This is a genomic window from Flavobacterium buctense (assembly GCF_014486695.1).
GTDB lineage: Bacteria > Bacteroidota > Bacteroidia > Flavobacteriales > Flavobacteriaceae > Flavobacterium > Flavobacterium buctense.
In genome coordinates this window covers 22,076-34,801 of sequence record NZ_JACTAB010000005.1, presented here as the reverse complement: position 1 = coordinate 34,801, position 12,726 = coordinate 22,076, and the positions used below count along the sequence as shown (strand labels likewise).

Annotated in this window: 14 protein-coding genes; 5 read left to right on the top strand and 9 right to left on the bottom strand. The window is 37.8% G+C overall.

The window, feature by feature from the left end:
- The first annotated feature begins 230 nt into the window (after nucleotides 1–230).
- Both ICG50_RS09205 and ICG50_RS09200 read left to right on the top strand, forming a co-directional pair.
- Nucleotides 231–716: a TlpA family protein disulfide reductase gene (locus ICG50_RS09205; RefSeq protein ID WP_187660622.1), complete on the top strand. Its 486-nt coding sequence runs from the start codon at nucleotides 231–233 to the stop codon at nucleotides 714–716.
- A gap of 11 nt (nucleotides 717–727) precedes the next feature.
- Entirely contained in the window at nucleotides 728–1,333 is a 606-nt protein-coding gene (locus ICG50_RS09200; RefSeq protein ID WP_187660621.1) for a thioredoxin family protein, read from the top strand.
- A 30-nt stretch (nucleotides 1,334–1,363) separates the two neighbouring features.
- Here the strand turns inward: ICG50_RS09200 and ICG50_RS09195 are convergent, their stop codons facing one another.
- The 7 genes from ICG50_RS09195 to ICG50_RS09165 form a co-directional block, all read right to left on the bottom strand.
- A complete protein-coding gene (locus tag ICG50_RS09195; protein WP_187660620.1) occupies nucleotides 1,364–2,134 on the bottom strand; it encodes a CDP-alcohol phosphatidyltransferase family protein in 771 nt (256 codons plus the stop codon).
- Between the two features lie 49 nt (nucleotides 2,135–2,183).
- Nucleotides 2,184–3,203, bottom strand: coding sequence for a COX15/CtaA family protein (locus tag ICG50_RS09190; protein WP_187660619.1), 1,020 nt, complete (start codon nucleotides 3,201–3,203; stop codon nucleotides 2,184–2,186).
- Nucleotides 3,204–3,363: 160 nt separating this feature from the next.
- On the bottom strand, nucleotides 3,364–4,785 hold the full coding sequence (locus ICG50_RS09185; RefSeq protein WP_187660618.1) for a CCA tRNA nucleotidyltransferase: 1,422 nt from the start codon (nucleotides 4,783–4,785) through the stop codon (nucleotides 3,364–3,366).
- Nucleotides 4,786–4,821: 36 nt separating this feature from the next.
- Complete coding sequence (locus tag ICG50_RS09180; protein ID WP_187660617.1) at nucleotides 4,822–5,388, bottom strand: L-threonylcarbamoyladenylate synthase; 567 nt, start codon at nucleotides 5,386–5,388, stop codon at nucleotides 4,822–4,824.
- The gene (locus ICG50_RS09175) at nucleotides 5,389–6,432 is read right to left on the bottom strand and encodes a CDP-glycerol glycerophosphotransferase family protein (protein ID WP_187660616.1); all 1,044 of its coding nucleotides are present in this window, start codon (nucleotides 6,430–6,432) and stop codon (nucleotides 5,389–5,391) included. It lies immediately after the preceding gene.
- Nucleotides 6,432–7,118, bottom strand: a complete 687-nt coding sequence (locus ICG50_RS09170) for a phosphocholine cytidylyltransferase family protein (protein ID WP_187660615.1) — start codon at nucleotides 7,116–7,118, stop codon at nucleotides 6,432–6,434. Before ICG50_RS09170 ends, ICG50_RS09175 begins: the two co-directional genes overlap by 1 nt.
- A gap of 3 nt (nucleotides 7,119–7,121) precedes the next feature.
- Nucleotides 7,122–8,015, bottom strand: a complete 894-nt coding sequence (locus ICG50_RS09165; RefSeq protein WP_222940176.1) for a glycosyltransferase — start codon at nucleotides 8,013–8,015, stop codon at nucleotides 7,122–7,124.
- Between the two features lie 94 nt (nucleotides 8,016–8,109).
- Here ICG50_RS09165 and ICG50_RS09160 point away from each other — a divergent pair, with 94 nt between their 5' ends.
- The 3 genes from ICG50_RS09160 to ICG50_RS09150 are packed head-to-tail and all read left to right on the top strand — an operon-like array spanning nucleotide 8,110 to nucleotide 10,721.
- Nucleotides 8,110–8,928, top strand: coding sequence for a glycosyltransferase family 2 protein (locus ICG50_RS09160; RefSeq protein WP_187660613.1), 819 nt, complete (start codon nucleotides 8,110–8,112; stop codon nucleotides 8,926–8,928).
- A 26-nt stretch (nucleotides 8,929–8,954) separates the two neighbouring features.
- Nucleotides 8,955–9,773 (top strand): glycosyltransferase family 2 protein, encoded by an 819-nt coding sequence (locus ICG50_RS09155; protein ID WP_187660612.1) that lies wholly within the window; start codon nucleotides 8,955–8,957, stop codon nucleotides 9,771–9,773.
- 3 nt (nucleotides 9,774–9,776) lie between these two features.
- Entirely contained in the window at nucleotides 9,777–10,721 is a 945-nt protein-coding gene (locus ICG50_RS09150) for an NAD-dependent epimerase/dehydratase family protein (RefSeq protein ID WP_187660611.1), read from the top strand.
- Here the strand turns inward: ICG50_RS09150 and ICG50_RS09145 are convergent.
- Nucleotides 10,711–11,760, bottom strand: a complete 1,050-nt coding sequence (locus ICG50_RS09145) for a glycosyltransferase family 9 protein (protein WP_187660610.1) — start codon at nucleotides 11,758–11,760, stop codon at nucleotides 10,711–10,713. The genes ICG50_RS09150 and ICG50_RS09145 overlap by 11 nt on opposite strands.
- Before the next feature lie 61 nt (nucleotides 11,761–11,821).
- Nucleotides 11,822–12,637 (bottom strand): 2,3,4,5-tetrahydropyridine-2,6-dicarboxylate N-succinyltransferase, encoded by an 816-nt coding sequence (locus ICG50_RS09140; protein ID WP_187660609.1) that lies wholly within the window; start codon nucleotides 12,635–12,637, stop codon nucleotides 11,822–11,824.
- Nucleotides 12,638–12,726 lie beyond the last annotated feature (89 nt).

The window sequence follows — 12,726 nt, the reverse complement described above, 5'->3', positions numbered from 1 at the left end:
TGTGTGAGTCCGAAGCTCGTTTGCGGGAGTCCGAAGCTCGTTTGAGGGCTGTGAGGCCTTGAAAATGCTCAAAAGTTGGTTTTTAGGCTATTTTTCCTTTTTGTCATTCTGTTTCGTCTTTTTAGAGGAAAGCCGAATGACAAAATGGGTGTTAAAGTTGGTAAAATTTTGTTAAGTAAATTCCAAACTAAACTCTAACTCATTAACTTCGTTATGCTTAATTCTCTCCAATGAAGTTACTTTACACCTTATCCATCCTTTTTACCTTGACTTTTGCCAACATATCTTTGGCGCAAATAACCGTCTATGAAAAGTTTGACGATTTTGAAAAGGCTATAATTAAAGCCAATGATACAGTTTATGTGATTAACTTTTGGGCGACTTGGTGCGCACCGTGTATCAAAGAATTGCCTTATTTTGAACAACTTCATCAAGAGAATAAAAAAGTAAAAGTACTATTGGTCAGTCTCGACAGTCAAAAAGACCTGGAAAAAAAGCTCATTCCCTTTATAGAAAGAAAAAAAATCACCGCTGAGGTATTGCTCCTAAGCGATAAAGATTATAATACTTGGTTGTCTAAAATCGATAAGGATTGGTCGGGTGCCATTCCGGCTACTTTACTCTTAGAAGGTAAAAAGCACTTATTTTCCGAGCGCGAATTTGAGAACTTTACTGAGCTCAATGACTATGTTAACTCATTTATCAATCTTAATTAAATAATTACACCATGAAAGTTTTACCCTTATTAATTCTATTCTTAAGCAGTTTATTTGTCGGAGAAAATACTGTATCCAATGGTTACCAACCCGGAGACAAAGCCACCGATTTCAAATTAAAGTCTGTTGATGGCAAAATGTACAGCATGGCCGATTACAAAGACGCCAAAGGTTTTATTGTAGTTTTTACTTGTAACACTTGTCCGTTTGCCATAAAATATGAAGACCGAATCAATGCATTAGCTAAAAAATACACTCCAAAAGGATATGTTTTGTTAGCCATCAATCCTAATGATCCTGAAGCGCAACCGGCAGATACATACGAGTTAATGCAGGCTAAAGCCAAAGAAAAAGGGTTTGCCTTTCCTTATTTAGTAGATGAAGGCCAAAAGATTTATCCGCAATATGGTGCTACTAAAACGCCACATGTATTTTTGTTAGACAAAAACTTAATCGTAAAATACATTGGTGCTATTGATGACAATTCGGATGATGCCTCAGCCGTTAAAGAAAAATATCTTGAAAATGCCATCAGAGCGTTAAGCAACGGAACTGAACCTACGCCGGCACAAACCAAAGCCATCGGTTGTTCTATAAAAACGAAGAAAAAAGCATAACCAAAAAGTCCTGATAAAATCGGGACTTTTTTATTTAATACAAACCTTTCGAATCCCAATCAAAGCAAAGATTAGAATGGTATAAGCAATAAAAAATGGGACGATTAATTCAATCCAACCCAATGGCAGCATCACCGCTATAATTAACAGTTGAAAGCCTAAACCATATAATGAAAGCAAGGTCATAAACCAGTTGGGAAAGGTTTTAACCTTATAAGCTTCTGCATCTAAAGCGTGGATGATTTTGTCGAAGGTACCGTATACAATTTGGTAAATGCTAAATAAGATGTTGACTGATTTTTGGCTCTCACCCGGCAAAGCTTTGGGTGTTTTGTATTCGAAAATTTTACTGGTACTATCGCCTCCAACCGATTTATTTCTCAAAATTACATAGTAGTAATTATACAAAGTGCCTTGCAATTGTAGCCCTATAAAAGCCAAAAGGGTAAACCAAATCGAGGTTTCAGAAACATAACAAATCGCCATTAAAAACATAAAGTTCAAAATGATATCAAACACACTGTCTAAATACCTTCCGGAATAGGAAGGCGTATTTTTCAATCGGGCCAATTCACCATCGGCGGCATCAATTCCGGATTTTAAGAGAATGAAAAATCCGGCCCAAAGGTATTGGTGTACCAATATGCAATAAATGGCAATCAATCCGGATAGCCCAAAAAGTAAGGTAACATGAATAGGCGTAAAGCGGGAATCTTTTAATTGAAGGGCGAAAAATCTCCCGAAAGATCTTCCGTAATCGGATAAATCTAGAAATTTATCTTGAGCGGCAAGTTTAGACATTTAAGTTAGTAAACAAGGTAATTGCGACAATATAGTCAGGATAAGCGTATTATTTTGACAAACGATGAAGCGTATAAGTCATCGCAGTCAATAAAAAGAAGGCCATCACTTGGTGTGCCAATCCCAACCAAAGCGGAACCGCATACAACAACGTGAAAACTCCTAAAGCGAATTGGACAAAAACCAATACCACTAATGCATTCAAACTCTTTTGTTGTTGGTTTGAAAGCGTATATTTTTTGCTTTTGAAATACAAATATAAAACTAATCCAACGACAACGTAAGCCATCGTTCGGTGCACAAATTGCACACCACTTTTACCTTCGGTGAAACGCAGTAACCAACTGTCTTTTTCCAAAGCAATGCTGTCGTGAAAAAATTGTCCGTCGCTCATTAATGGCCAATGGTTGTGCACTAATCCGGCGTTTAATCCGGCGACGAAACCACCGTAAATGATTTGCGCGATTAAGAAAAACATCGTAATTCGGGCCAACTTCTTCAAAGGAACAATCACTTCTTTTCTTTCTGGATAAATCAAATCCAAAGAAACCCAAAGCGTGTAAGCAAAGGTGATAAACGCAAAAGTCAAGTGCAACGCCAATCTGAAATGACTCACATCCGGATTGTCAACCAAACCGCTTTTCACCATAAACCAACCAAAGAAACCTTGCAAAGCGCCCATTCCGAGTAGAATAAAGCATTTTTTTAAAGTGTCTTGGTCAATTCGTTTTTTGATTAAAAAGTACACAAACGGAATGATGAAAACCAAACCAATTACTCTGCCGATAAAACGGTGAAACCATTCCCAAAAGTAGATGAATTTATAGTCATCCAATTGAAAATCATTGTGGATATTGATTTTTTGGTACTCCGGAAACTTTTTGTATTCTTCAAAAGCTTGAAACCATTTGTCTTCACTCATCGGTGGAAAAGTGTCGGTAACCAAATGCCAATCGGTCATGGATAAACCCGAGTTAGTTAAACGAGTAATCCCGCCAACTACGACCATAATAAATACTAAAATACAACCGGAAAGTAGCCAATAAATGACTGATTTGTCTTTTTTCATATTTTTTGAGTCGCTGAGTTACTGAGTGGCTGAGTAACTGAGTCTTTTTAGTTTTTGAGTTGCAAATTTATGTTGACTTTGTCTTTTCGACTAAAAACAAATTATAATATTTTATTAATTTTTTAAGAAAATGGTCATGCTCAGCCACTCAGCCACTCAGCTACTCAATAACTCTCTTCAAACCCATTTTCTCGGCTTTCGCCAAAACAAAATTATACGCGGCTTGGTATTCATTCGGAATTTCTCCTTCTAGAATAGCTTCTTTTACCGCTTCTTTTAAAACCCCAATTTCTCTTGAAGGTTGTAAGTTGAACAGAACCATGATTTCTTCACCACTAATGGGCGGTTGAAATTGACGCACATGATCGCGTTCTTCGACTTCAATAATTTTTCGACGAACAATATCAAAATTGTTGTGGTATTTTTTGAATTTCGTTGGATTCTTAGTAGTGATATCGGCTTCACAAAGCGTCATCAAATTGTCCACATCTTCTCCAGCATCAAATACCAGACGACGTACAGCCGAATCGGTTACGATGTCTTCAGACAAGACAATTGGGCGTGAACTCAGCATCACCATTTTTTGCACGAATTTCATTTTTTGGTTCAACGGCATGTGCAATCTTTCAAAGATTTTCTTCACCATTTTGCCACCTAAAAATTCATGTCCGTGGAATGTCCAGCCTTGTTTTTTATTGAAACGTTTCGTTGGCGCTTTGCCAATATCGTGCAACAATGCTGCCCAACGCAACCAAACATCATCGGTATTCGGGCAAATATTATCTACTACTTCCAACGTGTGATAGAAGTTGTTTTTATGCGTATGCCCTTCGATTTCTTCTACGTTGTTGAGTGCGGTCAATTCGGGCAAAATGATGTCGAGTAAGCCGGTTTTGTATAAATGTAAAAAACCAATGGACGGTTTCGGGGTTTCGAGAATTTTGTTCAATTCGTCCACAATTCGCTCGCCAGAAATAATTTTGATACGGTCTTTATTATCGGCAATGGCTTGCAAAGATTTTTCTTCTATGGTGAAGTTTAATTGCGTCGCAAAGCGAATGGCACGCATCATGCGCAAAGGATCATCTGAATAGGTAATATCAGGATTCAAAGGTGTTTTGATGAGTTTGTTTTCCAAATCAGTTAAACCATTGAAAGGGTCAATCAATTGACCGTAATTATTCGGATTCAAAGAAAAAGCCAAGGCATTAATCGTAAAATCACGGCGGTTTTGGTCGTCTTCTAAAGTGCCGTTTTCTACTACAGGATTCCGACTATCTTGGGTATAACTTTCTTTTCTCGCACCTACAAATTCAATATCGATTTCTTTATAACGCAACATCGCCGTGCCATAGTTTTTGAAAACTTGTACTTTCGGTTTGTGTGGTAACAATTCGGAAACTTTCAGCGCCAAATCAATCCCGGAACCCACAGCCACGATATCAATATCTTTTTTGAAATCGCGTTGCAATAAAAAGTCACGTACAAAGCCACCAATCACATAACTCTCCAAGTTAAGTTCTTGAGAAGCTTTTGAAATAATTTCGAAGATTTTATTGTCTAATGCTTTGGTATAATTCATGCTTTTTGTTCTGAAAACTGCGACTGCTACTGAAAACTATTTTCTAATGATTTTCACCTGACTATCACTCGTAAGTTTGATAATCGTCGATGGTTTGTCGCAGATTTTTTCGTGGTGCAAATTTACTACATAGTCTACACCCTTTATAATTTCGGGACTAATTTCTTTAAAAGATTTTGGCGTAAACATTCCCGAAATATTTGCTGAAGTCGAAACTAATGGTTTTTTCATGCGCTCCATCAATTTGAAACAAAACGGTTCCTTCACGATTCGCACGCCAAGGGTTTTGTCTTCTGCAATAATATTAGCAGCTACATTTCTGGGATTATCAAGAATTAAGGTCGTTGGTTTTTCGGATAAATCTAAAATTTGCCAAGCGACTTCAGGAATTTCTTTGAAAACATTGTACATCATTTTTTCGCCATTCATCAACACAATCATGCTTTTGGTTTCTTCGCGTTGTTTGAGCGCGTAGATTTTTTTTATGGCCTCCACATTAGTAGCATCGCAACCAATGCCCCAAACGGTATCGGTTGGGTAAAGGATGATGCCACCATTTTGGATGACTTCAAAAGCTTTGTGTACTTCTTCGTTGAGATTCATTTAACGGTTTTTTATATTGAAAATCTTAATCGATTCTATCATGCGGTCGAGTCCCATTTTGCGGTATGTAGGTACGCCTTTTTCGGCTATCATTTTTTCTACGGCTTCAATCATTCTCAAGGAAGATTTGCCGTCGTGATACGGATTGTAAGCGGCGATGACTTTTGCTCTTTGGTCTTTGAAGTTATCAATAGTCAAATTCTCTTTGACTTTTTCTTCCAGATTTGTGTATTCCTTGGCATCGTCCCAAAGGATATTTTCTGCTTTTGATTTGTAGGTCAGTACCGGTTTGTCCAATAAAATAAATTCATATACTACAGAAGACGTATCGCTTATTAGTAAGTCGCCAATGTAAATCAGTTTGCTGATATTTGGATCTTTGGACATCACGATGTTATCGTGTTTGGATGCTAATGCTTCATAAGCTGTCATGACTTCGGGCTTGGTCAAATCGTGGAATTTCACCACAATCAGATAGTCTTTATTCGCCGATAATTTTTCAAACTCTTCAGTCAAAAATGGCGCGCAATTCATACTGACATTGTGCGTAGGAGCAAAGACCAACAGTTTTTTGGCATGGTGTTTTTGAAGTAATTCGGCTTTCTCAGCTAAATAACTCGCTTTGTTTTTTTCGTAGACATCGAGTTTGCACCAACCGGTTTCGATGACTTCGAAGTTTTGGTGTTTGCCTTTGATTTCGTTGAATCTTTCGGTGAAATACGGACCTTGAGTTAAGTAAACATCAAAATAACCTCTGACTTTAAAATGCGAGGCTTTTTCTCCGGCCAAACCGTGAAAAACTTGCGCTTTATAACCACGAATGTAAAACGGAGCGTAATTTCCGGGAATGAAAAGACAGTCGCTTTTGAACTTTCGCAAGTCGGCCATGCTGCTGATATGCGGTTCGTTTTTAAAAGGAAACTTAGGCGCTAAAGCTTTGGTCGTAAACCAAACATAGTCGTATTGTTTTGCTTTCAAGACATCGGCAATCGGTTCTAATATTCCAAAAGCATACGCATGTTCGCAAAAGAGCACTGTTTTCATTATTTTTTCAATAATTGATTAGCATTCGCCAAATCTTCTTTGAAATCGACTTCGATGCAATCGTATTTAGAAATGTCAATCGGTTTGATTTTCAGATTGTCCAATTGGATGGCTAATTCCAAACCTCTTTCGAAGTAATCATTGTCATCGACTTCTTCCAAACGGGTTACGAAATGCTGCAAATCATTGGAACCGATAAAATTAATGCCAACCGCTTCGCCCAAACCGTTTTTCACGACTTTAGACAATTCGTCGATATAACCATCGGTCAAAGTATATTTCACTTCTTCGTCGGAAACTCGGGAAGTATTTACGGCTACGAAAGAATTATTAGCTTTGATATCCGGCATCAATTCGGATAACAATTTGGCATCAAAAACCACATCGCCATTGAACCAGAGTACCGGTTCGTTTTTGAATTTTTTCAGGACTTTCAACAAACTTTTAGACGTATTGGTGCAATCAAATAACGGATTGTACACATATGCCACTTCGTCAAAGCGTTCCATAATCAGTTCTTTTTTAAAACCAACTACGATGAAAATGTCATTGATGTCGAAGTATTGCGTAATGTTTTCGATTTGTTTCTCCATGATACTTTTGCCGTCATCGAGCGTCGTTAGCGGTTTCGGGAATGGATTTCCAAGTCTAGAGCCGATTCCGGCAGCGAGAATTACAATTTTCATTTGTTATTTGATTTTATAAAGTCCTAATTTCTTTTTGATGAGTTTTAAATAAAAGCCAAAATTAACATAAAGTTGGTTCTTAAAACTCAAATACCACCATTTTGATTGCGGAATTATTTTGGCCGCGATTTCGGCATTTTTTTCGGGTGAAAGGATAAAATCTTCACTCACTTTGGCCCAACTCACGTTCCCATAACCGTCAAATTCATTGACTTTGTTTTTCTCGTGAATGTTGGACATCCACAATCTTGGACTTGATAAATGAATGATGTTCTTTTCCTTTTTCCACATATTATGGTCGTAGAACCAAACGGTTTTGGCATTGGCGCTTTTTTCAATCAAACTCATAAACGGATTGAACAAATGTTCTTTTTTACCAATCATCACCGGTGATAAATTCAAGGTATATCCGGCAGTTACGTCAACGGCTAAATGTTCTTGTTGGCCAAATTTCGACTGTATGGTTTCAATGAAATGCTTGCTGATGCTGTCGTCGTTGTCAATTCGGGACGTAATTAAGTATTCCGACTTAACATTGGTGGTGATATAATTTCTAATCGATTCTACCAACATCGGCATACCATCAATATAATAAGCTTCGATAAACGAATGCGGTTGGATTAATTGAGCAATTTGTGCTTTGTGTTTTTCGGAAGTGTTAGTGTCAAAATAAAGCAACCACTTGAAGTTTTTATTCGTTTGTGCGACTACTGACGGCAGACAAAAGTTGGCAAAAAGTTCGATTCTTTCATCCATCCATTGGTCATTCAAAAGCAATTCGTTGTTCTTGGTGAACTTCCACTTGGGATTTTTTAAATTGAATCTGGTAATGAGGTAATGCTCAAAAATCATATTTTTTTTCCAAAAATAATCAATTTGTTTGAGTCTAAAAGCCAATTGGTTACTTTTACGAAGAATATTGCTTTAAAAAAACTCCTAAAAAACCAATGGTGGTTGCCCAAAAAAGTGTAATTTCCATTTTTATATTTAGATGAAATTATCAGTCATTATTACTACTTACAACTCGGAAGAATGGTTGCGCAAAGTACTTTTGGGCTTCATTGTTCAAACCGAAAAAGACTTCGAAGTGGTAATTGCTGATGATGGTTCGACTGCCAAAACGGCTGACGTTATTGCAACGTTTCAAGGGAGATTTCAATACCCGATTGTGCACGTTTGGCACGAAGACAAAGGCTTTCGGAAGTCGAGAATTCTCAACAAAGCGATCCTAAAATCCAATTCCGATTATTTGCTTTTTACCGATGGCGATTGTATTCCGCGAAAGGATTATGTTGCCGTTCATATCAAAGAAAAGCAGGAAGGTTATTTTCTTTCCGGAGGTTATTTTAAGTTGCCGATGCGTATTTCCAAAGCAATTGTTGACGAAGATATTTTAAGCCAAAAATGTTTTGAAATTTCATGGTTATTAAAACTAGGGCTGAAAGCCAATTTTAAGGTTTCCAAACTCACGCATAATAAATACATTGCCGCATTTATGAATTGGTTGACACCAACCAAACGCTCGTGGAATGGACACAATTCATCGGGTTTTAAGCAAGATATTTTAGACGTTAACGGCTTCAACGAAGAAATGGATTATGGCGGAATGGATCGAGAATTGGGTGAACGTATGTTCAATAACGGTATGTTGTCCAAACAAATTCGGTACAGTGCGATTTGCCTGCATTTAGACCATGCTCGAGGCTATGCTGATGAAGAAAAAATCAAGCAAAATATGGAAATCCGGCGCTACAACAAAAAGCACAACGTAATCCGAATCGAGAATGGGATTGATAAATTGAAAATATAATTACCTTTGCAACATAATTACTTCTTATGAAAATATCAGTTATCGTTAGTACTTACAATGCCGAAGAATGGTTAGAAAAAGTATTGATTGGCTACAGCGTTCAGACTTACAAAGATTTTGAATTGATTATTGCCGACGATGGATCAAGATCTTCCACTAAGGAATTGATTGATAGTTATGCTAAAAATTATCCGGTTCCGGTGCGTCATTTGTGGCACGAGGATTTGGGTTACCGGCGTCAGGAAATCCTGAATGTGGCGATTATGGAAGCGGCTAACGAATATATTTTGATGACTGATGGTGATTGTATTCCCAGAAAAGATTTTGTCGAGATTCATGCCAAATATGCCGAAAAAGGAAAATTCCTTTCCGGTGGTTACTGCAAGTTATCAATGAAATTGAGTTCGGAGATTTCCAAAGACGATATACTTTCCGGAAGATGTTTTAATTTGAAATGGTTGAAAAGCATTGACAAATTAAACCTTTCGAATAAATTAAAAATCGGAGCTAATGATTTATCGGCTAATATTTTAGATTTCTTCTCGCCAACCAATGCGTCATTCAACAACTGTAATTCTTCGGGTTTCAGAGAAGACATGATTGCGATTAACGGGTACGACGAACGCATGAAGTACGGTGGTCCGGATAGAGAATTTGGTGAACGTTTGGAAAATAACGGCATTAAAGGAAAACAAATTCGGCACAAAGCCATAGTTTTACATTTAGATCATCCAAGAGGTTACAAAACGCCAGAATCTTTGGCGGCCAACTTGGCGATTCGAAAAGAAGTAAAGGACAAAAAAATAGTTTGGACCCCTTTTGGTATCAAAAAAGATAAAGAGTAGTTCATGAGGATATTAGTCACCGGAGCAGCAGGTTTTATTGCGTCACATCTTTGTGAAAAACTGCATGATTTAGGTCATGACGTGGTTGGATTGGATAATTTTAATGATTATTACAGTCCGGCGCTAAAACGTTTAAACGCTTCCGATTTGAAAACCAAAGGCATTACTGTTTTCGAAATTGATTTGAATGACAACTTGCAACCGGTTTTTTCAACACCTTATGATTATATCTATCACTTAGCGGCGCAACCGGGAATTTCTGCCGAAACGCCTTTGAGTGATTATGTGACCAATAATATTTTTGCGACGCAAAATTTACTCGATGCGGTTTTACAATACAATCCGAATTTAAAATCCTTTATCAATATTGCGACGTCTTCCGTATATGGTTTGGTGGCGAATGTGAATGAAAATGTTCCGGCTAAGCCGATTTCTTTTTACGGCAGTACCAAATTAGCAGCCGAACAATTGGTTTTAGGATTGCAACGTTTGGGTAAAATGAATGCCTGTTCTATTCGATTGTATTCCGTTTACGGACCAAGAGAACGTCCGGAAAAATTATATACCAAACTGATTGAAAACCTTTATGCCGACAAGCCTTTTCCTCTTTTTGAAGGCAGCGTAAAACACGAAAGAAGTTTTACTTTTGTGGGCGATATTGTAGATGGATTATCTGCTATTATTGGCAAAGAAGACATCGTCAACGGCGAAATCATCAACTTAGGTACTGATGAAGTTCACACGACACAAGAAGGAATTAACTTAGTGGAAGCAATCATGAACAAACAATTGATAATCGACCACAAACCGGCGCGAAAAGGCGATCAGGAAAGAACTTCTGCCGTGATTGATAAAGCCCGAAAACTATTGGGTTATGAACCTAAAGTCACCTTCAAAAAAGGGTTGGAGCAACAAGTACAATGGTATTTGGATAAGTTTACTTCGTAATCCTATTGACGAACGCTTTCAACTTTTCTGCAAACAATTCCGGTTTTAATTTTTCGTACCATTCAAAGGCTAACCCTTTGTAGTTTTTGGCGTGCTTTAGGTACAATTCAGGATAATAATCACTTAAGTGTACGATGTCGTAGAAACCGGTTTCTTCTTTGATATTCCAGGAAGTTCGGTTAATCCATGGAGCATAAATGGTAAAGGTTGGAATGTTCAAAGCTTTAGCCATATTAGTCGCGCCGCCTTCGTTGCCAATCAAAGCATCGCATTGGGATTGAAGCGCGATAAAATCTCTTAAACTTTTTGCATAAAAATCTAAGTTGATTTTCTCTTGAGTAGATTTGACACACAAATCATAAATGGCTTTCACTTCTTCCAACTGATTTGGCATATAATTGAACAGCATCTGGACATCTTTGGTATTCGCGATGATGTCTAAAGTTTCCGCCATGTATTTTGGAGGCAAACTTTTGTTCTTTCCGCTGCCTAAAATACCAATCATGAAAATAGGTTTGGAGGTATCGCAATGGATTTTGACGGAAGCTTTGGCTTTGTCGATTTCTTCTTGTCGTAAATGAATTTGTGGATAAATCATTTCCACTTCTTTGCCCAGCGCCGTTTTAGAAAGTAATAAGCGATAAGCATTGGCTGTTGCATTACAATCGGCATCCGGAACTACGGTTTTGGTGTAGAAAAAAGTCGTGTACCATTTGTAATGCCCGACAATCGTTTTGGCACCCGAAAAATAAGCCGGCAAAATGCTGTCCCATTTACAATAAGCATCGATGACAATATCGTAATTGCTCTTTTTTAGTTCCTTACCGAATTTATAAAGATTTATAAAACCTTTATGTTCTTCGGGTTCAAAGAAAACCACCTTGTCTATAAACGGATTGTTATCGACTACTGCAAAAGTATTTTTCTGAATCAGATAATGGACTTCGGCTTCGGGATGGTTTTTTTTGATGGTTTCACAAATGACAGTACTGGCCAAAACATCGCCAATCATCTTGATTTGAATTACCAGTACTTTCATAAGGAATATTAGATATTAGATTTCAAATATTAGATTTATATCTAATATCTGATATTTAAAATTATACAGCAACGTCGTATTCTCTCAACGCATTGTTCAGCGATGTTTTTAAATCGGTTGAAGGTTTACGGGTTCCAATAATTAAGGCACAAGGCACTTGGTAATCGCCAGCGGCAAAAGATTTAGTATAACTTCCCGGAATGACTACGGAACGCGCCGGAACAAATCCTTTGTATTCGATTGGTTCGCTTCCGGTTACGTCGATGATTTTGGTTGAAGCAGTCAGACATACATTGGCACCAAGAACAGCTTCTTTACCCACGTGAACGCCTTCCACAACAATACATCTTGAACCGACAAAAGCGCCATCTTCAATGATAACCGGTGCGGCTTGTAATGGTTCTAAAACACCGCCGATTCCAACACCGCCGGAAAGGTGAACATCTTTCCCGATTTGGGCACAACTACCAACCGTGGCCCATGTATCTACCATAGTTCCTTCATCAACATAAGCGCCGATGTTTACATAACTTGGCATTAAAATTACGCCTTTAGAAATGTAAGCTCCATAACGAGCAGTAGCCGGTGGCACTACGCGGATTCCTTTTTCGGCATAACCGGTTTTAAGAAGCATTTTATCGTGGTATTCAAAAATTCCGGCTTCCCAGGTTTCCATTTTTTGGATTGGGAAATACATAACAACTGCTTTCTTAACCCATTCGTTTACTTGCCAACCATCTAAAGTTGGTTCGGCCACACGTAAAGTTCCGGCATCTAATAAAGCAATCACTTCTCGGATGGCTGTTGTAGTAGTTTCTTCTTGCAATAAAGCGCGGTTGTCCCAAGCTTTTTCAATGGTATTTTGTAGTGTTGTCATGGTTTTTTAATTTGAGCAAAGATAGTTTCATTTTTAGAAAGTGCCAAGCATTTATTTCTATGGTTATTGTATCAAAAAAATGTTAAATT